Below are 20,072 nucleotides of genomic sequence, written 5' to 3'. Positions count from 1 at the left end.
ACTCGCTTAGGCGAGTTTTTTTACATCTGCGAGTCGAGGTAGCTGTTGATCTTCTCCGACCATATAACAGCTATCTGCCAAGCTAAACATTTCTAAATCTTCATAGCTGTTGCCATAAGCGTATACATGGGCGTAATCATTGAGATGATAAGCGTTATGAATTCTGATTTTTTTCTGTTCAGAACTACAGTCGGGTGTAGAATATTCGCCCGTAATTATTCCATTAAGGATCTCAACTTGTGTACAGATCAGATCGATATTGAGAAGTTCACAAACTGGTTTTAAATATAAATCGATCGAAGCAGAAACCAAAACCACTTTATCGCCTTGTGACTGATGCTGTAATAGGCGCTGTAGCAATTGTGAATCTAGGCTTTTAAGCAAAGTCTTGGCATAGTCCTGCCCCAATTGTTGTAATTGTTCTGCTGAATTGCCTTTAAACATCGTGGTAAAAAGCTTGGCGCGCATGGCATCAGCGGGATAAAGTTTTAAATAATAGGCCTGAATCCACGGAAGAATCTTCAGACCCTTACGCATGATATGCCTTTTAGATAAAGTATAAAAAATAAAACCAGTGAAACTATCTTTAGTACAGAGTGTTCCATCAAAATCAAACAGGGCGAGATTTATATTTTTATTCGTTTCGCTCGTTGCATACATGTTTCATATCTTCCATTGACTCGGGAGGCAAACCAGTTGGTGTTGTAATCTCGACTTAATTTTGGTCCAGAAATAATGACTTGCGGCATGATGGCATAAATTGGTTCTTTACCAGTTTTTGCCTTATACAATTTTTTAACCGCTATATAAGTTTGGGTATCTTCAAAAGATTTCTCTTTCTCTTTTTTCAGGTCTGAGCGAATTTGCCGAGGTGTAACTAACACGTTATTTTGCGCAAAGACAGAGATAAGTTCTTTCTCAGATTGACTGAGTACAGCGCGGGGACTACCATCTTTATTGTAAAGCAGTAAATCGCCATCCAAATCCAGTTCTTTTGGTGTTAAATCATTTAGCATACTTTGAAAAGCCGCATTACGGCTAGAATACATACCAGAATTATAATCAGCAAATCGATAAATCGACTTATCATAATCGGCAGGATACATCATCAAACGATGGATACCGTAATATAAACCACCATATTGTGTATATAAATCGTCACGCAATTCATTGGTATTCATACGAGAACGTTTGTGATCCTGTGCGTAAGTAATCAAGACTTGCATAGAACCTAACGTAGTAATTGGATTCATTTTTTCGCCAATATCTTGCCCTACTAATTTGGCCGCTCCAGTTAAAGCACTGACATGATAATGACTCGCCATAAAATCAAAAATTTGACGATAAAGTAAATCCAGATCACGCTCCGTGCGGACTTTACGCATTTGGCTCATATAATTATTATCTGGAGACGGCTGATTTTTAAGGACATCCTCAAAATAACCTGCCACTTGACCGCCAATAGTGGTTCCTAATTTTTCTTCAAACTTTTCATTTAGACGTGTATTGACTTCCTTAACTGCTTTTTCACCTAGCCCAGGAACGACTGGGTCTGCAACGAAATTAGACTCTTGATCAACCACAGCAATAATGCTGCATACATTCTCTTTAGTTTTGGGAATACCTAATTTTCCCATAATATCATCGATATCATTTGCCCATGATTCACGGCCACTCACACGCGTAGGAATCACACGTTTAATTTGCTCAGCTTTAAATTCAGGTTCATCCTTATGCGACCACCAATTACCATCACCACATCCAGCCAACACCAGACTTAATACAATCGTGCTGAATGACTTTAGGTATAAACCAGATTTAAAGGGGGTATTCATGCAAACAAAGCACCCTGATAAAAAGATGAGCAATAAAACAGATGCAGTATACTATGTTGATCGAAAAATGCATGAATATTATGCATGTGGTGTTTTCTGATTTTAAATCAGCATTGTTTACTTTTTGAGTAATTAATTGATTTGAAATAGTTTTATTAAAGTTATTCAAATGCGTTGTTAAGGCTCTTTGTGTTTACATCTTCAATTTTGATCCTATTTAAGCCTTCATTTACTTTATTTAGCAGATGTATGAGCGTTACTGCATCATCAAAAGCAATTCCGTCCATGGCCTGATGATAAAAACTAAAAATTTGTTCCTGCAAATTTTCCCAGTTCTTATGTCCTAATGCGGTAAGTGCTACATTTTTTGCACGTCGATCCTGATGATCAATTAAGCGTTCAACAAAGCCATCACGTTCAAGACGTTTTAAGATAAGCGTCAAATTTTGACGACTTACCCCAAGATATTCAGTTAAATCGGAAAAGGACATTCCTGTTTTAGCATGAGGGCGTGATAAAGCACCGAGTACCGACCAGTGTACCGGCGAAATTCCAAGCTGGTTAAAACATTGTCGATCCAGAGAGTTTCCTACTTGGAATAACCTAAAAAACAATCGGTTATGAATTGAATATAAAGCTGGATCATACATTTTTTCTTGTGTGTTATTCATTCGCATCTCAAAGATCCTTACTTAGAGCATCATACCTGAATTAAAAGTGGGAATTCAAAAGATTCATGTGTGGGGCCTTTAAATCAAATTTTATAGAAAAATACTTACCGTCCGTCAGAGTTTTCCTAGATTTCAGAAACGTCAATTTCATTCCCTCGTAGTCACATGTTTATTTAACTGAATCAGTTGAATCTTATCCAATGGTATTTTTGACTAATCAAAAATATAAGTATTTTGGGATATTATGTAAATATGATGATTTAAAATAATTGATTATAATTTTAAATTCAATATCTTAAAATTTAATATATGTAAATGTATTGACATAAATCCGCCGAATAATTATGCTGAATTTATAACAAGGACAAAGGAAAGAAGATGAAAGGACTAAAAGACAAAGTCATTATCGTGACGGGTGGTGCAGGTGGAATTGGATCTGCTACATGTAAACGTCTTGCGCAGGAAGGTGCAAAAGTTGCGGTATTTGATATGAATTTACAAGTTGCTGAATCTCTAGTGGCAGACATTCAAGCGAACCATGGACAAGCGGTTGCCGTACAGTGTGATATCACGAACCGTGAAGCTGTAGATCAAGCCGTACAAAAGACGCAGACTGAACTGGGTTCAATTGATGGTTTAGTGAATAACGCAGGTTGGGATGTTTTCAAGCCTTTTATCAAAACTAATGCAAATGAATGGGAACGACTGATTCAGATTAATCTGGTGGGTATGTTGAATATGCATCATGCAGTTCTACCCTTCATGATTGAAAAAAATGCAGGCCGTATTGTCAATATTGCATCGGATGCTGCGCGTGTCGGCTCTTCAGGTGAAGCAGTATACGCCGCATGTAAGGGGGGGCTACTGTCTTTCTCCAAAACTCTGGCGAGAGAGCATTCACGTAATAATATTACTATTAATGTGATTTGTCCGGGACCAACAGACACGGCATTGTTGGCTGGTGTTACAGAAGGCGCATCCAATCCAGAAAAATTACGCGAAGCATTTACCCGTGCGATTCCATTAGGTCGTTTAGGGCAGCCTGACGATTTAGCCTCATCCATTGCTTTTTTCTTGAGTGATGATGCGAGCTTTATAACGGGACAAGTATTAAGTGTGTCGGGTGGCCTAACCATGAATGGTTAACACAATCAAGATTTGGATTGAGAAAAATTGAAAAGGAACAAATAAAATGAATTTTGAAGATATTTTATACGAAGTTAAAAATGGCGTGGCATGGATCACGATTAACCGCCCCGAAAAAATGAATGCTTTTCGTGGTCAGACTTGTGATGAAATTATTAAGGCTATGAATCGTGCAGGTTATGATCGAGAAGTGGGAGCTATTGTCTTAACAGGCGCGGGTGAAAAAGCATTTTGTACTGGTGGTGACCAGTCTGCACATGATGGTAACTACGACGGGCGCGGCACTATTGGCCTGCCAATGGAAGAGTTGCATAACTGTATTCGTGATGTTCCTAAACCCGTTATTGCTCGGGTACAAGGCTATGCGATTGGTGGTGGCAATGTATTGGCTACGATTTGTGATTTAACGATTTGTTCTGAAAAAGCAATTTTTGGTCAGGTTGGACCAAAGATGGGTTCGGTTGATCCTGGTTATGGTACGGCATTTCTTGCACGTGTAGTCGGTGAGAAAAAAGCTCGTGAAATCTGGTATATGTGCCGTCGTTATTCAGGTCAGGAAGCCGTTGAAATTGGTCTTGCCAATAAATGTGTTCCTGCCGAGCAATTAGATGCTGAAGTACAGGTGTGGGGCGAAGAACTTTGCCAACGTAGCCCAACTGCGCTAGCGATTGCCAAACGTAGTTTCAATATGGATACCGCACATCAGGCAGGGATTGCGGGTATGGGGATGTACGCGTTGAAATTGTATTACGACACAGAAGAGTCTCGTGAAGGCGTTAATGCGCTAAAAGAAAAGCGTCAACCTGAATTCCGTAAATACTTTAAGTAAGGAGTGAACAAGATGAGTAAAAATCCTTATATTACGGAAGATTTGGAATTTTTGGCTGAAACTGCCGATAAATTTGCTCAAAAGTTTATTGCTCCCGGTTTTTTAGAACGAGATCAAAGCCGTGTGTTTGATCGGGATCTGGTCAAGAAGATGGGTGAAATGGGCTTTATTGCACCTGAATTACCTGAGCAATATGGCGGTCAGGGTATGGGGCGTCTGGCAGCAGGTGTGATTCATGAGGCCATTGCTAAGGCTGATTTAAGCTTCTCTTATGTTAATTTGCTGGCTTCTTTAAATGGTCAGATATTGGCAGAGCATGGAGATCCCGAAGTTGTACGCCCTTGGCTAGAAAAGCTCACTGCAGGTGAAGCGATTTTTGCCATTGGGTTAACTGAACCACGTGGTGGTTCGGATGCAGGAAATCTACGCTTAAAAATTGAACGTGATGGCGATGAATATATTTTGAATGGGGAAAAAACCTCCATCTCTGCAGCCGATCAAGCTGATGCATCTGTCATTTTTGGACGTACAGGTAGTATTGAGTCTGGCGCGCATGGTATCACTGCTTTATTAGTTCCGATGAACTTACCAGGCGTTAGTACGACACGTTTTGATTGTCATGGACAACGTGCGATTGGTCGTGGTTCGATTTTCTTTGATAATGTGCGTGTCCCAGTAAATCACCGTTTAGGCGAAGAAAATAAAGGTTTTGTACAAGTCATGCAAGGCTTTGATTTTTCTCGTGCTTTGATTGGTTTGCAAGTGTTGGCGGTTGCGCGTGTTTCACTGGATGAAGCTTGGGAATATGCTGCACAGCGTGAAGCTTTTGGCAAGCCTTTAACTGCTTTTCAGGGCGTCTCTCATCCTTTAGCTGATTATGAAACGCAGGTCGAAGCGGCCCGTTTACTTTGTCTGCAAACCTTGTGGCTTAAAGATCAGCATTTACCGCATACCTCAGAAGCCGGAATGTGTAAATGGTGGGGGCCAAAACTAGCTTATGACGTGGTACATCAATGTTTACTGACCTTTGGGCATGCTGGATATGACCGTGGTGTGATGGAACAACGTTTGCGTGATGTATTAGGGTTTCAGATTGGTGATGGGACAGCGCAAATCATGAAAACCATTATTGCCCGTCATAAAGCAGGACGCAAAGCCGTTCCAGCATAAGAGAATGATGCAGAATAGATTGTTCAATATTCAGAAGGAATATGTTTAGGTTTTGAATAAAGCTTAAATATATTGATATTGCGCAATCTTTAAAGCTTTAAATAATAACAAAGGATGAGAAGAATGGAGTTCGATACGGTTCTGATCCCGTCACGTCGGGATAAAATGCTAGAAAAAGGTTTTTGGTATAACAAAACAATTCTGGATTCATTGAATGAAGCGGTCAAATCTTTTCCAGATAAAACTGGGTTGATCAGTTTTAAAACAGTTGATCAATCTGAAACCCGTTTTAGCTATCGTGAAATATTGGAAGTTAGTAATAAAATTGCGTTAGGTCTTCAAGCGCTCGGTGTTAAAAAGCAGGATGTTGTCTCATGTCAGTTGCCAAATTGGTGGGAATTTTCATTGCTTTATATTGCTTGTCGACGCATTGGGGCCGTGCTTAATCCTTTAATGCCGATTTTTCGTGAGCGCGAATTGGAATTTATGCTTAAACATGCAGAGTCCAAAGTTTTCGTTGTTCCTCAAAAATTTCGTAATTTTGATCACGAAGCATTAGCCAATCAGCTTCAGAGCAAAATTCCAAGCTTGAAACATATCATCGTTGTAAACGGCGAAAATGCAAATAGTTATGAGAAGTTGCTGGTTAATCATAAGCTTGAAAATAATCAAGAAGCAGTAGAGCAGCTAAACAATATTCAGATTAACGCAGATGACGTTGCCCAGTTAATTTTTACCTCGGGTACAACAGGTGAACCCAAAGGCGTGATGCATACGGCCAATACTTTATTTGCCAATATCATTCCCTATGCACAGCGGTTACATCTGAATGAAAAGGACGTGATTCTCATGGCGTCTCCAATGGCGCATCAAACTGGCTTTATGTATGGTTTAATCATGCCAGTTGAACTGAAGGCAACAGTCGTTTTACAGGATATGTGGGACGTGCAGCAAGCCGCCAGATTAATTGAAAAACATCAAGTGACGTTTACAATGGCTTCTACACCATTCCTAAATGATTTGTCGAATTCAGATACACAGGCACATCGCCAACTACAGTCTCTAAAAACTTTTCTGTGTGCTGGCGCGCCCATTCCGAGTCCATTGGTACAAAAGGCTAGAGAAAGTTTAGGAGTCAAAGTTATTTCTGCATGGGGAATGACTGAATGCGGCGCGGTTACCATGACCCGCCCAGAAGATGATGATGAGCGCTCTTTTAATACGGATGGTTTACCACTGTCTGGAGTTGAAGTCAAAATTCTCGATGAGGATGGGATACAAAAACAAGCAAATGAAGCAGGACGTCTGGTCATTCGTAGTTGTTCAGGTTTTGCAGGCTATCTCAAACGTCCGCACTTGAATGATACAGATGCACAAGGCTGGTTTGAAACAGGCGATCTAGCCTATCAGGATGAGAAAGGGTATATCCGTATTTGTGGACGTAATAAAGACGTGATTATCCGCGGCGGAGAAAATATTCCGGTCGCAGAAATAGAATCTTTATTATATCAACATCCTGATATTGCTGTAGTCGCCTTGGTGGCTTATGCCGATGATCGGCTAGGTGAGCGTGCTTGTGCCGTCATTAAGCTCAAAGAGCATCGGACATCCATCGAGTTAAAAGAAGTCAGTGATTTTTTGAAACAGCATAATCTGGCAATTCAATATATCCCTGAGCGTCTTGAAGTCTGGAATGAAATTCCAACCACACCTTCTGGAAAAATCCAGAAATTTAAACTGAGGGAAATGATTGCCACACAGGCACCGTCATTGAACTAATTTTTTTAAAATTTCCTGAGTCTCTTATTAGGAAAATAAATACGGATTAAATCGGCACAGTTTTAAAACAAAAAGTTTTGAGATTGACGTATTTCTGTGCCTTAAAAATGGAGTTTGCTATGAAAAAGTCACGTAGTTTGATCTATCAGCATATAATTGGTTTAGGGTTGGTCATGATTGCATTCCCTAGCCATGCCAAAAGTATGGAAGAACAACTGGCTGAATTGAAACAACAGATTCAGGCGTTGGAACTCAAAATGGAGCAACAAGCGCAACAACAAGAAAGTAAGGAAAATCAAACAAAATCAGCGCCATTGGATCTAAAACATATGGTGACCAAAGGTGGTGCAGAATTAGAATTATATGGAAATGTACGGGCAGATGGGACTTATCAAATGAAAGGCCCTAATACCATGTATAACTATATTAGCTCTGTGCCTTTGAAAGGATCTGAAAATGAAGGACATAACTCGGATAAGTTTCTAAGCACTTTAAATGCGACGCGTTTCGGATTCAATTTTACCACTCCAAATCTGGGCGCCCATCGCTTAGGTGGAAAAGTTGAGATGGATTTTTTTGGCGGGACAGGGCGAGATACTTTCCGTATCCGACATGCCTATTTAACGTATGACAAATGGTTAGTTGGTCAAACATGGTCAAACTTTAATGCAGTAGAATATTTTCCTGAAACTGTAGATGCATCTTTATCGGTGGGCGGTTCGCTGACACGTGTTTCACAAATTAAATATAGTTATCCTATTGATAAAAATATGAATCTGGCGGTAAGCCTAGAAGATCCAAAAGCTGAAACAGTGACTACATCTGGGACACAGGACTTTAAAACTGATCCAAATGCAAAATTAAAAATGCCTTCTGCTGTAGGTCGTTTAAATTATAAATTTGAGAATGGTTCTATAATTTCTGGGCGTGTATTTCTCACTCAAAAGGCAACTACTTTTGGCAATGGCGATGATTTTTTATCGTGGGGCGCGGCTTTAGGGGGGAAATATCAAATCACCGCGGATACATTACTTCGCTTTGACTATAATCATATTAAAGGTGATACCAAAAATGTGTTGTGGTCAAACTATGCGTATGTTTTTGATGCCAATGAAAAAATGAAACCAAATGAATTTGATACGCTTACTGTAGGACTTACTCACCAATTTACTCCAAAAATCCGTTCAACACTTGGTTTTGGTTATATGCTGGCAAATGATGACAATAGTTTCGCACAATTGGTACGCAATGACTCTACGCAAAATAAAGAACTAAAAGAAGGATGGATCAATATTTTTTACAACCCTGTAAAACCTGTCAATTTTGGACTTGAATATATGTATGGGGAACGTAAAACTTTTGCAGATCAAAAAGGGATAGATAACCGTGTGAATGTCACTGCAATTTATGATTTCTAAAATAAAAAGATGATATTGAATTAGTTTTTACAGGCAAAATGTTCAATATTTTATCCGATATCAGATTTAATCTTAAATAAAAACACAGTGTTAAATACTGTGTTTTTATTTTAATAAAACGCATTAAAAATGATGTTCGAGGTCAGGCGTTTTATTGATCATCTAAATTGGTTTTTTTCTCGATTAAAGTAAACCTTCAACAATACTAATCATGACTTCGGCGCAACCTTGACGTGCAGCTCTGGCTTTGGTGTATTCTTCCGAATGATAACAAGCTTGTGCAGTGGCCATATCGACAAACTCAATCACTACTTGTCGTTGGTAAACTGGCCCTTCCAAAATGATGGATTCGCCACCGCGAGCAAGAAATTTAGCGCCATACTTTTCAAAGGCTAAAGGAGCCAAAGCCATATATTGTTTATATTGTTCTAAATCATGGATGGTGACATGGGCAATCCAGTAAGCAGACATTGGTTTCCTTCCTTCGTGTAAAGTGGCTCGTAAATTTTTATTTAACAGGGAATTAACTGTTTAGAATCTTTTTCGCAACTGCCGCAGCTTCGGCAATATGCTCAGCGACTGCTTGTTTTGCTTTTTCAGGATCCTTATATAAATAAATTGCTTCACACATATTTTTAATGCGTTGATAACCTGAAATTTCACGTTGAGTTGATTTCATTGTCATCGCTCGAAGCCGGCTAATTCGACCATTCAAACGTTGTACTACCTCCCAGGCAATCTGGTGTTTAGCCGTTGTAAAAATAGTTTCGTACAATTTTGCCGAGGTTGAAATAATCAAATTAATATCATCATGAGCAAAAGCTTGCTCAAGTTCTGACAGCAATTCTTTAAGGGTATTACTGGTTTGTTCGGTGAGATTTTTGGTGCAATCTGCAACGGCACTTTGCTCTAATAAGAGTCGAATCTCGTAGATTTGAGACGCAATTTCCCAATTAAGTAGGGAAACAATTGGGCCTTTATTCGGTAAAATTTCCACCAACCCTTCTGCTTCAAGATAGCGAATTACTTCACGCACTACAGAGCGACTAACTCCTAGTTCTTCACATAGCGTTCTTTCAACCAGCCTTTTGCCTGAAGGAAAGTAACCCGTAATAATGGCATTTCGGACTTTCCCTAAGCAGAGTTCGCGTAGGGTAACGGGCGGATTTTCAATTTTAAGATTCATAAATAACTAATTCATTCCCAATTTCATTATGCAATTTTTGTTACATCTCTTTTATCTAAAAAGAGCATAGCAAACTCTTGCTTTTTTTTCATTATGTATTATGGTATACCATAATACAAGTTGAAGATAAATTCACCCGCAAGGAAATGCCATGAATCTAATCCGTAAAACAGTACTTCACGTTGAAACGACTTATGTCGATGGCGGTAAAGAAGCATCAAAACCTTTAAAAATGGTCGCAGCAGCTGCGGTTATTAAAAACCCGTGGGCAGGTCAGGGGTATGTTGAAAACTTGACTCCTGAAATCCGTCGTATTGCACCTATTTTAAGTGAGCATTTAACCAAACTGATTATTGATGAAATTGGTTCAGGTGAGGCCGTTGAAGCATTTGGTAAATGTGCAGTGGTCGGTTTGGATGGTGAACTTGAACATGCCTCTGCATTAATTCACACCTTACATTTTGGTAATACCTACCGCAGTGCAGTGGGTGCGAAATCTTATCTGGCCTTTAATAATACGCGCGGCCCTGCGAATGCACCGATTTTTATTCCAATGATGGATAAAAATGACGAAGGACGTCGTTCTCATTATTTAACCTTACAGTTTGCAATTCCAGATGCACCTGCGGCAGATGAGCTAGTGGTGGTGATTGGTGCAGCAACTGGTGGTCGTCCTCATCATCGTATTGGTGACCGTTATCAGGATTTAAAGGAATTAGGTCATGATCTCGAAAACCCAGCAGCTGTCAAATAATCGTATCGCTCATTATTTTGAGCAGGGTAACGGCGAACCGTTAGTGCTGATTCATGGTGTGGGTATGCAGGCGGAAGCATGGTATCCACAAATTGAATATTTCTCCAAACATTACCGGGTGATTTCTGTCGATATGCCAGGTCATGGGCAAAGTACTAAACTGGCTGACGATGCTCAATTACAGGATTTTGTAAACTGGGCAATTGAATTCATTACTGCCCTAAATATAGGGGCTGTAAATTTGGCAGGCCATTCTATGGGGTCGCTAATTACCACGGGTGTCAGTGCTACTCGTCCAGATTTGGTCAAAAGAATGGCGGTGCTCAATGGTGTGTATAAACGTACCTCAGAGGCCAAAGATGCAGTCATTCAAAGAGCTGAAGAGTTAAAAACAGGTCATATTGATATTGAAACACCATTACAACGCTGGTTTGGTGACCGTGAGATTGAACGTCAGGCTGCACTTAAAGTGAAGTCATGGTTAGAAAATGTTGACATGTCTGGTTATGCAACAGCTTATTCAGCCTTTGCAAAAGGTGATGCAATTTATGCAGATGAATGGGCCAGAATCGCCTGTCCAGCCCTAATCTTAACAGGGACAGGAGATCCGAACTCTACTGCTGAAATGGCGGTTAAAATGGCAAATCAGGCTCTCCATGGTAAAGCAGTCGTGATTGAAAATGAGCGACATATGGTGAATTTGACTGCACCCGATCAAGTAAATCGTGCCATGCAAGCGTGGTTAGAAACCAGCATTTAGATGGTTACACATTCATTGATGAAGGAATATGAAAATGAGCGAAATGGAAAGTGTCAATAAAATACGTGAACTACGTGATGCCTTTGGATCATTTATGACAGGCGTAACGGTAGTCACTACGTGTAAAGATGATGGAACACCATTAGGTTTTACAGCCAACTCTTTTGCTTCGGTGTCTTTGGACCCAGCCTTGCTTCTGGTAAGCATTGCCAAGACATCAAGCAATTATGACAATTTTGCCCATGCGTCACACTTTGCGATTAACATTTTGGCGGAAGAGCAAAAAGATGTTTCCAATACTTTTGCTCGACCAAGTGATGACCGCTTTGCCAATTTTGCATGGTCGAAAAGTGAAAATCAGAATCCGTTAATTGATGGTGTGAGCGCATGGTTTGATTGCACTACTTATCAAATAGTTGATGCGGGTGACCATGCGATTCTAATTGGAAAAGTAGAAAATTTTGCTTCAGCAGGTTTTGCGGGTCTGGGGTATTACCGTGGCGCATATTTTACACCAGCAAAATCATCTACCGATGTCATTTCAAGTATGAAAGTCATGATGATGACGCTTATTGGGCACGAAAATCAGATTTTGCTTGAACAGACTTCAGATCAAAAATGGACTCTACCACATTTGGTTGTAGATAAAGATGGTGCAGAAAAAGCGCTGGAAAAAATCTTTGCTGCTTATCAACCTGAAGCTTCGCCGAGCTTTATTTATTCCGTCTATGATGATGTGACCACTCAACAACAATATATCGCATTCTTATGTAACACCCCTGTTCCAACCGCACATAAAGGTCAATTTGTCGATTTAAATGATCTTGAAAAGCTTACGTTTGTTGATAGCGCTTTGCAAAGCATGTTAATGCGTTATCGTAAAGAAAATTATCTAAAAACCTATGGTGTTTATTACGGTAATCAAACCAGCGGTACGGTTCGTCAAATTGTTAAAGAGGAAGTTTAACCATGCGTTTTTCATTATTTGTACACATGGAACGTGTTTCTGATCAGCAAACGCAGAAACAGCTTTATGATGAAATGATCGAGCTTTGTCAGATTGCCGACCGTGGCGGTATGCATGCAATCTGGACAGGTGAGCATCATGCTATGAATTTTACCATTGCACCTAATCCATTTATTAATTTGGTTGATATTGCCAACAAAACTCAACATGTGCGTTTGGGTACTGGAACAGTAGTTGCACCTTTTTGGCATCCGATCAAATTGGCTGGTGAAGCAGCCATGACAGATATTATTACCAATGGCCGTCTGGATATTGGGATTGCACGTGGTGCGTACTCATTTGAATATGAACGCATGGTTCCGGGCATGGATGCTTGGAGTGCGGGACAGCGTTTACGTGAAATGATTCCAGCCATTAAAAATTTGTGGAAAGGTGATTACGAACATAACGGTGAGTTTTGGCAATTTCCCAAAACGACCTCTGCACCGCAACCTCTACAACAACCGTATCCTCCAATCTGGGTCGCGGCACGTGATCCAAACAGCCATGAATTTGCAGTACAAAATGGCTGTAATGTACAGGTTACTCCATTGCATTTTGGTGATGACGAAGTTGAAAAATTGATGGGACATTTTAATGCGGCGTGTGAGAAGTTTGCTGATGTGCCACGTCCTGAAATCATGTTACTGCGTCATACTTATGTTGCGGATAGTGAAGAAGATGCCCAATTGGCTGCTGACGAAATAAATGTGTTCTACAATTATTTCGGAGCATGGTTTAAAAACGAGCGCGAAATTAGTCAGGGTTTAATTGCACCGTTAAGCGAAGATGAAATTGCCGCACATCCATTTTATAGCGCAGAAGCTATGCGTAAAAATAATGTAATCGGGCAGTCGCAGGAAGTTATAGATCGCTTAAAAGCATATGAAGCAATGGGTTATAACGAATATTCATTCTGGATTGATACAGGCATGAGCTTTGAACGTAAAAAAGCCTCATTAGAACGTATGATCAATGAAGTGATGCCCGCATTTGCATAGGAGAGAAGACATGACTTCTCAATTCCAGTTGTACATTAATGGTCAGTTTGAAGATGGTGCTGCACAATTTGACAGTATCAATCCAGCAACAGGCCAAGTTTGGGCAAAAATGCCCGAAGCACGTAGAGATGAAGTAAATCGTGCTGTAAATGCCGCTTCACAAGCAATGCAAAATGCTGCATGGGCTGGTTTAACTGCGTCTCAACGGGGTAAATTGCTGTATAAACTCGCAGATTTAATCGAAAAAGCTGCACCAGAACTGGCTCAGTATGAAACCAGTGATACGGGCAAAATCATTCGTGAAACTTCCAGTCAAATTGCGTATGTGGCGGAATACTATCGCTATTATGCAGGAATTGCAGATAAGCTTGAAGGAAGTTATTTACCGATCGACAAGCCAGATATGCAAGCATGGACCATCCGTGAACCTGTAGGTGTCGTTGCGGCGATTGTTCCTTGGAACAGTCAATTATTTTTGTCTGCGGTCAAAGTTGGGCCGGCACTCGCTGCGGGTTGTAGCGTGGTCCTAAAAGCTTCGGAAGAAGGCCCAGCTCCTTTACTTGCCTTTGCTCGTCTGGTACATCAAGCTGGTTTTCCTGCCGGTGTCGTGAATGTCATCACTGGTTTTGGTCCAGAATGTGGCGCGGTGCTGAGTAGTCATCCAGATGTAGCGCATGTGGCATTTACAGGTGGCCCTGAAACTGCACGTCATATCGTACGTAATTCAGCAAATAATCTTGCCAAAGTGTCGCTTGAACTAGGTGGAAAGTCTCCATTTATCGTATTTGCAGATGCAGACCTACAAAGCGCCGTCAATGCACAGGTCGCTGCAATCTTTGCAGCCACTGGACAAAGTTGTGTCGCGGGTTCGCGTTTATTGATTGAAGCGAGTATCAAAGATGAGTTTGTGCAGCGTTTAGTTGAACGAGTACAAAGCATTAAGATTGGTTTACCTGATGATATGTCAACTGAATATGGCCCCCTATGTACATTACGCCAACGCGAAAAAATTGAACAGGTGGTGGCAAATTCTATTCAGCAAGGTGCAAAACTGCTTACAGGTGGTAAATCACTAGATCGACAAGGCTATTACTATCCGCCAACGATTCTGGACTGTAGTGAGGTGCCTCATGCGGACTGCGTCATGACCGAATTATTTGGACCAGTGCTGTCAGTCGTAAGTTTTGAAACTGAAGCCGAAGCGATCGAGAAAGCCAATAACACTCCTTATGGGCTTGCTGCTGGCGTATTTACCAATAATTTAAGTCGCGCGCATCGTATGACCCAAGCGATTCAGTCAGGGATTGTTTGGTTAAATACTTACCGCGCGGTGTCACCACTTGCACCTTTTGGTGGTCATGGTTTGTCTGGTCATGGTCGTGAGGGCGGAGCGGATGCGGTGCTGGACTATACCACTACCAAAACGGTGTGGTTACGTACTTCAGATCAACCGATTGATGATCCCTTTGTGATGCGATAACGCATCGTGAAGGAAAAGGAACTCTGGTTTTAAGTTCAGGGATGAATCTATAAAGATATTGAATTTTAGCATTCTATAAATTGAATCGTGGTTTAAAAAGATGGTTATTGTTGGGCCTTTAAAATGCACCGACCATATTCACTTTATCTTTTTTTGCCATTTCTTTCCCGAAATTGCTAAAAGCCAGTGTGTAAGAGTTAAAAAATAGAGATCAGGTCATCTGGATATGGCGCTGATCGGGCAGGTTGCGAGACCTAAGTTTACTCTCACTAATACTGATATTGAGGAAAATGAATTCCTCAAAGAGAGATTAAGGATATGAGCCAAAATGAAAAAAATGCTTTCGCCATAGAAAGTCATTCAATTGATTATGTTGATCCAACAGAACGTCATGGGAAAGTGCGGGATCTATTTACCCTCTGGTTCTGTACCAACATTGCGCCACTCGCTGTAATTACAGGTGCGATGTCGATGTTGACCTTTAATTTAAGTCTGATCAGTGCTTTAGTGGCTATTTGCTGCGGGCATTTCTTTGGTGCGGCTATTCTGGCCCTGACGTCTGCACAAGGGCCACAAGTGGGCATTCCACAAATGATACAAAGTCGCGCACAGTTTGGGCGTTACGGTGCATTATTGGTGGTGTTGTTTACTACTCTGATTTACCTCGGTTTCTTTATTTCTAATATTATTTTGTCTGGCAAAACACTGCATACAGTGGTTCCCGCTATTCCTGTTCCCACTGCTACCGTGATTGGAGCTATTGCAGCAACCACCATTGGTATTGTTGGTTATCACCTGATTCATAAGTTTAACAAGATTGGCACGTGGTTTATGGGAGGCTCCTTGCTGATCGGATTGATGATCATGATTCCACATATCAATGCTGATGTTTTGGCAAAAGGCTCTTTCAATCTGAAAGGTTGGTTTGCCATGTTTGGCCTATGTGCAGTATGGCAAATTAGTTTCTCACCTTATACCTCTGATTATTCTAGATATTTGCCAAAAAGCATTGGGATTTATAAGCCTTTTATTTATACCTATTTGGGTGCATCACTTGGAACTATCTTCGCGATGAGTTTCGGTACGGTGGCGGTAAGTATTGGATCTAGCACAGATGCAATGGAAGCTGTTAAATCAGGTACAGGCGTATTTGGTTATATCCTGATGATTTTATTTTTATGCAACATCATTGGTCATAATGCCATGAATCTGTATGGTGCGGTTTTATCCTGTATTACCTCGATTCAGACGTTTGCTGGAAAATGGATGCCAAGTAAAAATGTGCGCATTACGCTGTCTATTGTTGTATTAATTCTTGCGACATTTACTGCGCTTTGGGCTTCAAGCAATTTCATTAGCTTTTTCCTAAATGTCATTTTCGCCTTATTGTTTATTTTGGTGCCTTGGGTGTCTATTAATCTTTTAGATTTCTATGTCGTTAATAAGAAATCTTATGATATTCAATCCATTTTTGCTCAGGATGGCGGTATTTATGGAAAATTTAATGCTAAAGCACTCATCGCTTATTTTATTGGAATTGTGGTGCAAATCCCATTTCTAACCAATGCATTTTTCACTGGGCCTTTCGCCAATATGATTCCAGATGTGGATATTTCATGGGTGATCGGTTTGGTGGTAAGTTTTGTTGTGTACTACCTCTTTAATTTAGGAAAGATTAAATGTAGCTCTCCAGCATTAAATACCAATGCACAACTTTAAACATGACAAGAAAGGATTCAGTTCATGAATAGAAGTAATTTACAACTTACACTCGCTTCAATATTTATGGCGATTAATACACCTAGTTTTGCCGGGATTAGTTTTGGTGATAGCAACAGTGACTCGGGTCAATTAACTGTATCCGGCTATGTTCGAGGAAATTACCAGCTTAAGCATTATGGCGAAGATGCGGATGATCAGAAAATTCGTTTTGATGCGGCGCAACTCAAACTCGATTATGCACGGGGTGATTTATTTGGTCATGCAGAATACCGTTGTTACCAATATGAAAAGCTATGTGATTTTTCCTCTATGATTGATGCTTATATGGGCTACCATCTGAATAAAACAGATCAGGTTGTAGTAGGCATGCAGCCTATTCCATTTGGTCCTGGACGATTTTGGGGAAATAGCTTATATGGCAGCATGAATACCACTGCTGGTCTGGAAGATGTACATAATCTTGGTGTCAACTATCATGCTGAATTAGCGACTGCAACCAAATTTGATATTGGATATTTTGCGATTGATGGGGGACATTATTCAGGTCAGTATACCCCTGATTCGGGACGTTACACAGCTAACTATGTTCGCTCTGATGATCCAACTCAAACGGATCTGGAAGAAAAGAATATGTGGGTTGGGCGTATTGCACAGGATATTCCACTTGGTGTCGATGGATTAAATACGCAAATCGGTGCTTCTTACTGGATATCAGATATTGACAATAAAATCACAGATGAAACAGGTCGACGTAAGGCATGGGCCGTGTTTGCTAAAGCCAATTATGATCAATTCAATGTGACCTTTACGGGCGGTAAAAATCAGGTCGATAACAAAGATCTAAGACATCCCGAAGCGTCTTTAATGGGTTCTTATGATAGTGAATATCAAGTCGCCAATGATGCTAATTACTACACCATAGATGCGGGTTACACATTTAAGAATATCGGCAAGATTGGTAATATTACCCCTTATATCATGCATAGTCGTTATAACAAAGACATGGATGGAGCAAAGGATTCTACGCGTAATATTTTAGGTGTCAGTATTGACCATAAGCAACTGTCATTGGTGGCTGAATATATTATGGGTAAAAATGATCCGTTTATTGGTGGAACCTCAACGTCTTTGGCACAAGGTGATGATGGTAAATGGAACAAATTACTGAATTTAACTTTGTTCTATTACTTCTAAAAGCGTTTTATAACATTCGGAAACCGAAAATTTTTTTCAGTAATTTTTTGGTATGCCATAATACAAAGAGTTTAGCCATTGCTGAGAAAATGGCTAAATCAGATCAAAAATTACATCATCAATCATTTTGAAATGACAAAAATGGTTGTATCTGTACACAAAGGTGATTTATGCAACTCAATCAAATGCCCCTATTTCACCAGCAAGCCTTCGTTGCTGGACAATGGTGTAATGCCGATAATCAACAAACTTCTGATATTTATAATCCAGCAACACAAGAAATCATTGGCACTGTACCCAATATGGGAAAAGCCGAAGCGCAACGCGCAATTCAGGCCGCAGTTCATGGCTGGGATGCATGGAAAAATAAAACTGCTAAAGATCGCTCTATTATTTTAAAAAAATGGTTTGATCTGATGGTACAGCATGCAGATGAATTGGCATTTATTCTCACCAGTGAACAGGGTAAACCACTTGCTGAGGCGAGAGGGGAAATTCTCTATGCAGCCAGTTTTATTGAATGGTTTGCTGAAGAAGCCAAGCGTGTTTATGGTGATGTTATTCCGAGTCCTTATCCAGATGCGCGGATCATGGTCACTAAACAACCCATTGGCGTGGTTGCTGCAATTACGCCATGGAATTTCCCTGCGGCTATGATTACACGTAAAGTGGGGCCTGCATTGGCAGCAGGTTGTCCATGTATTGTGAAGCCTGCACCTGAAACTCCATTTACTGCTTTGGCATTGGTTGATCTAGCAGTACAGGCGGGGATGCCCGCAGAAATTTTTAGTGTGATTACAGGGGATGCCATCAGCATTGGTGATGCCATTTTTGAAAGTGACGATGTGCGTAAATTTACCTTTACTGGTTCTACACCTGTAGGCAAATTATTGTATCAACGTTCCGCGCAAACCCTAAAAAAGGTTTCTCTGGAATTAGGTGGTAATGCACCATTTATTGTGTTTGATGATGCGGATTTAGACGCTGCAATAGATGGGGCATTAATTGCGAAATATCGAAATGCAGGACAAACCTGTGTTTGTGTCAACCGATTTTTGGTTCAGGCAGGTATCTACGAGAAATTTATAACTGCATTAAAAGAAAAAGTAGCGGCATTTACTATTGGTAATGGCTTGGAGCAGGGCAATGAGATTGGCCCATTGATTAATGAAAATGCAGTGAAAAAAGTTGAGGCACATGTGGCCGATGCGTTAACAAAATCCGCACGTTTGATCACAGGTGGTCAGCGCCATACCGCTGGAGATCTATTTTATCAACCTACGATTATTGCTGATGTTACTTCAGAAATGGATGTTGCCACGCAAGAAACATTTGGCCCTTTAGCTGCGATTTTCAAATTTGACACTGAACAACAAGCGATTGAAATGGCGAATGCAACTGAATTTGGTTTGGCTGCTTATTGTTACACACAAGATTTAGGGCGTGCTTGGCGCATGAGCGAACAACTGGAATACGGTATGGTCGGGATCAATAAAGGTTTAATTTCCAATGAAGTTGCTCCATTTGGTGGGATCAAATCTTCAGGTTTGGGGCGTGAAGGTTCAAAATACGGTATAGAGGATTATCTAGAAATTAAATACACCTTATTTGGAGGCATTTAAATGAACAACGAAAAATTTGAAAAAGGTCTAGCGATTCGCAAGCAAGTGCTGGGTGAGGAATACGTCAATAATTCCATTAACAATGCCGATGACTTTAATTTGCCTTTGCAGGAACTGGTGACGGAATATTGTTGGGGGGCAGTTTGGGGGCGTGAAGAGTTGAGTAAGCCTGAACGCAGTTTGATTAATCTTGCCATGATTTCTGCTCTTAATCGCCCACATGAACTTAAATTGCATGTTAAAGGTGCATTACGTAACGGCGTGCCTAAAGAAAAAATTCGTGAAGTATTATTACAAGTTGCGATTTACTGCGGCGTACCGGCGGCAGTTGATAGCTTTCGTATTGCCAAGGAAGCGATCAAAGAATATGAGCAAGAAAATATCGAATAGCGGGTTATCGTTTGGACCCATGCGATATTTAACTATATATTCAGTATGTGCAATGATATCTATCGTTTCTATGCATGATTGAGTTTGCTATATTTCTTTACCCACAAAT

The 20,072-nt window shown here is 40.4% G+C and carries 19 protein-coding genes; 14 read left to right on the top strand and 5 right to left on the bottom strand.

The features are described from left to right. Positions 1 to 6: 6 nt before the first annotated feature. The 3 genes from IAE19_RS07510 to IAE19_RS07500 all read right to left on the bottom strand — a co-directional run bounded on the left by IAE19_RS07510 (position 7) and on the right by IAE19_RS07500 (position 2,506). On the bottom strand, positions 7 to 660 hold the full coding sequence (locus tag IAE19_RS07510; RefSeq protein WP_200460329.1) for an HAD-IB family hydrolase: 654 nt from the start codon (positions 658 to 660) through the stop codon (positions 7 to 9). Continuing rightward, positions 627 to 1,835 carry a DUF1615 domain-containing protein gene (locus IAE19_RS07505; protein ID WP_200460328.1) on the bottom strand — a complete coding sequence of 403 codons (1,209 nt, stop codon included), beginning with the start codon at positions 1,833 to 1,835 and terminating at the stop codon, positions 627 to 629. The genes IAE19_RS07510 and IAE19_RS07505 overlap by 34 nt, the downstream gene beginning before the upstream one ends. Positions 1,836 to 1,996: 161 nt before the next feature. Next, on the bottom strand, positions 1,997 to 2,506 hold the full coding sequence (locus IAE19_RS07500) for a MarR family winged helix-turn-helix transcriptional regulator (protein WP_200460492.1): 510 nt from the start codon (positions 2,504 to 2,506) through the stop codon (positions 1,997 to 1,999). A 378-nt stretch (positions 2,507 to 2,884) separates the two neighbouring features. On the opposite strand from IAE19_RS07500, the gene IAE19_RS07495 reads away from it, so the two are divergent. The 5 genes from IAE19_RS07495 (at position 2,885) to IAE19_RS07475 (ending at position 8,848) form a co-directional block, all read left to right on the top strand. Continuing rightward, positions 2,885 to 3,652 carry a glucose 1-dehydrogenase gene (locus tag IAE19_RS07495; RefSeq protein ID WP_200460327.1) on the top strand — a complete coding sequence of 256 codons (768 nt, stop codon included), beginning with the start codon at positions 2,885 to 2,887 and terminating at the stop codon, positions 3,650 to 3,652. A 46-nt stretch (positions 3,653 to 3,698) separates the two neighbouring features. Continuing rightward, positions 3,699 to 4,481 (top strand): 2-ketocyclohexanecarboxyl-CoA hydrolase, encoded by a 783-nt coding sequence (badI, locus tag IAE19_RS07490; RefSeq protein ID WP_200460326.1) that lies wholly within the window; start codon positions 3,699 to 3,701, stop codon positions 4,479 to 4,481. Between the two features lie 12 nt (positions 4,482 to 4,493). Then, on the top strand, positions 4,494 to 5,651 hold the full coding sequence (gene aliB, locus IAE19_RS07485) for a cyclohexanecarboxyl-CoA dehydrogenase (protein WP_200460325.1): 1,158 nt from the start codon (positions 4,494 to 4,496) through the stop codon (positions 5,649 to 5,651). Positions 5,652 to 5,774: 123 nt separating this feature from the next. After that, complete coding sequence (aliA, locus tag IAE19_RS07480; protein WP_200460324.1) at positions 5,775 to 7,430, top strand: cyclohexanecarboxylate-CoA ligase; 1,656 nt, start codon at positions 5,775 to 5,777, stop codon at positions 7,428 to 7,430. Positions 7,431 to 7,549: 119 nt separating this feature from the next. Next, positions 7,550 to 8,848, top strand: a complete 1,299-nt coding sequence (locus IAE19_RS07475; protein WP_200460323.1) for a DcaP family trimeric outer membrane transporter — start codon at positions 7,550 to 7,552, stop codon at positions 8,846 to 8,848. 183 nt (positions 8,849 to 9,031) lie between these two features. Here IAE19_RS07475 and IAE19_RS07470 read toward each other — a convergent pair whose 3' ends face one another. Beyond that, the gene (locus IAE19_RS07470) at positions 9,032 to 9,319 is read right to left on the bottom strand and encodes a DUF1330 domain-containing protein (RefSeq protein ID WP_200460322.1); all 288 of its coding nucleotides are present in this window, start codon (positions 9,317 to 9,319) and stop codon (positions 9,032 to 9,034) included. A gap of 52 nt (positions 9,320 to 9,371) precedes the next feature. Continuing rightward, positions 9,372 to 10,034: a GntR family transcriptional regulator gene (locus IAE19_RS07465; RefSeq protein ID WP_200460321.1), complete on the bottom strand. Its 663-nt coding sequence runs from the start codon at positions 10,032 to 10,034 to the stop codon at positions 9,372 to 9,374. A gap of 151 nt (positions 10,035 to 10,185) precedes the next feature. Here IAE19_RS07465 and IAE19_RS07460 point away from each other — a divergent pair, with 151 nt between their 5' ends. From IAE19_RS07460 to IAE19_RS07420, 9 genes are all read left to right on the top strand, one after another. Beyond that, positions 10,186 to 10,788, top strand: coding sequence for an amino acid synthesis family protein (locus IAE19_RS07460; RefSeq protein ID WP_200460320.1), 603 nt, complete (start codon positions 10,186 to 10,188; stop codon positions 10,786 to 10,788). Then, a complete protein-coding gene (locus tag IAE19_RS07455; RefSeq protein WP_200460319.1) occupies positions 10,757 to 11,548 on the top strand; it encodes an alpha/beta fold hydrolase in 792 nt (263 codons plus the stop codon). Before IAE19_RS07460 ends, IAE19_RS07455 begins: the two co-directional genes overlap by 32 nt. A gap of 34 nt (positions 11,549 to 11,582) precedes the next feature. Further along, entirely contained in the window at positions 11,583 to 12,515 is a 933-nt protein-coding gene (tgnA, locus tag IAE19_RS07450) for a flavin-dependent trigonelline monooxygenase reductase component (protein WP_200460318.1), read from the top strand. Positions 12,516 to 12,517: 2 nt separating this feature from the next. Continuing rightward, positions 12,518 to 13,555, top strand: coding sequence for a flavin-dependent trigonelline monooxygenase oxygenase component (gene tgnB / locus IAE19_RS07445; RefSeq protein WP_200460317.1), 1,038 nt, complete (start codon positions 12,518 to 12,520; stop codon positions 13,553 to 13,555). Between the two features lie 10 nt (positions 13,556 to 13,565). Then, positions 13,566 to 15,035, top strand: a complete 1,470-nt coding sequence (gene tgnC, locus IAE19_RS07440) for a (Z)-2-((N-methylformamido)methylene)-5-hydroxybutyrolactone dehydrogenase (RefSeq protein ID WP_200460316.1) — start codon at positions 13,566 to 13,568, stop codon at positions 15,033 to 15,035. Positions 15,036 to 15,353: 318 nt separating this feature from the next. Further along, positions 15,354 to 16,754 (top strand): purine-cytosine permease family protein, encoded by a 1,401-nt coding sequence (locus tag IAE19_RS07435; RefSeq protein WP_200460315.1) that lies wholly within the window; start codon positions 15,354 to 15,356, stop codon positions 16,752 to 16,754. Positions 16,755 to 16,778: 24 nt separating this feature from the next. Beyond that, positions 16,779 to 17,951, top strand: coding sequence for a hypothetical protein (locus IAE19_RS07430; RefSeq protein WP_200460314.1), 1,173 nt, complete (start codon positions 16,779 to 16,781; stop codon positions 17,949 to 17,951). 170 nt (positions 17,952 to 18,121) lie between these two features. Then, a complete protein-coding gene (locus IAE19_RS07425) occupies positions 18,122 to 19,573 on the top strand; it encodes an NAD-dependent succinate-semialdehyde dehydrogenase (RefSeq protein WP_200460313.1) in 1,452 nt (483 codons plus the stop codon). Further along, complete coding sequence (locus IAE19_RS07420) at positions 19,574 to 19,963, top strand: carboxymuconolactone decarboxylase family protein (RefSeq protein ID WP_200460312.1); 390 nt, start codon at positions 19,574 to 19,576, stop codon at positions 19,961 to 19,963. Positions 19,964 to 20,072: the final 109 nt, after the last annotated feature.

It is taken from the genome of Acinetobacter sp. S40, assembly GCF_016624705.1.
In the GTDB taxonomy this organism is placed as follows: Bacteria; Pseudomonadota; Gammaproteobacteria; order Pseudomonadales; family Moraxellaceae; genus Acinetobacter.
This window is presented reverse-complemented; position numbering and strand designations above follow the sequence as displayed.

Excerpts from the sequence above, each read along its gene's own strand:
- IAE19_RS07510 (WP_200460329.1), bottom strand. The coding sequence starts at position 660 with ATGTATGCAACGAGCGAAACGAATAAAAATATAAATCTCGCCCTGTTT.
- IAE19_RS07505 (WP_200460328.1), bottom strand. The coding sequence starts at position 1,835 with ATGAATACCCCCTTTAAATCTGGTTTATACCTAAAGTCATTCAGCACG.
- IAE19_RS07500 (WP_200460492.1), bottom strand. The coding sequence starts at position 2,506 with ATGAATAACACACAAGAAAAAATGTATGATCCAGCTTTATATTCAATT.
- IAE19_RS07495 (WP_200460327.1), top strand. The coding sequence starts at position 2,885 with ATGAAAGGACTAAAAGACAAAGTCATTATCGTGACGGGTGGTGCAGGT.
- badI (WP_200460326.1), top strand. The coding sequence starts at position 3,699 with ATGAATTTTGAAGATATTTTATACGAAGTTAAAAATGGCGTGGCATGG.
- aliB (WP_200460325.1), top strand. The coding sequence starts at position 4,494 with ATGAGTAAAAATCCTTATATTACGGAAGATTTGGAATTTTTGGCTGAA.
- aliA (WP_200460324.1), top strand. The coding sequence starts at position 5,775 with ATGGAGTTCGATACGGTTCTGATCCCGTCACGTCGGGATAAAATGCTA.
- IAE19_RS07475 (WP_200460323.1), top strand. The coding sequence starts at position 7,550 with ATGAAAAAGTCACGTAGTTTGATCTATCAGCATATAATTGGTTTAGGG.
- IAE19_RS07470 (WP_200460322.1), bottom strand. The coding sequence starts at position 9,319 with ATGTCTGCTTACTGGATTGCCCATGTCACCATCCATGATTTAGAACAA.
- IAE19_RS07465 (WP_200460321.1), bottom strand. The coding sequence starts at position 10,034 with ATGAATCTTAAAATTGAAAATCCGCCCGTTACCCTACGCGAACTCTGC.
- IAE19_RS07460 (WP_200460320.1), top strand. The coding sequence starts at position 10,186 with ATGAATCTAATCCGTAAAACAGTACTTCACGTTGAAACGACTTATGTC.
- IAE19_RS07455 (WP_200460319.1), top strand. The coding sequence starts at position 10,757 with ATGATCTCGAAAACCCAGCAGCTGTCAAATAATCGTATCGCTCATTAT.
- tgnA (WP_200460318.1), top strand. The coding sequence starts at position 11,583 with ATGAGCGAAATGGAAAGTGTCAATAAAATACGTGAACTACGTGATGCC.
- tgnB (WP_200460317.1), top strand. The coding sequence starts at position 12,518 with ATGCGTTTTTCATTATTTGTACACATGGAACGTGTTTCTGATCAGCAA.
- tgnC (WP_200460316.1), top strand. The coding sequence starts at position 13,566 with ATGACTTCTCAATTCCAGTTGTACATTAATGGTCAGTTTGAAGATGGT.
- IAE19_RS07435 (WP_200460315.1), top strand. The coding sequence starts at position 15,354 with ATGAGCCAAAATGAAAAAAATGCTTTCGCCATAGAAAGTCATTCAATT.
- IAE19_RS07430 (WP_200460314.1), top strand. The coding sequence starts at position 16,779 with ATGAATAGAAGTAATTTACAACTTACACTCGCTTCAATATTTATGGCG.
- IAE19_RS07425 (WP_200460313.1), top strand. The coding sequence starts at position 18,122 with ATGCAACTCAATCAAATGCCCCTATTTCACCAGCAAGCCTTCGTTGCT.
- IAE19_RS07420 (WP_200460312.1), top strand. The coding sequence starts at position 19,574 with ATGAACAACGAAAAATTTGAAAAAGGTCTAGCGATTCGCAAGCAAGTG.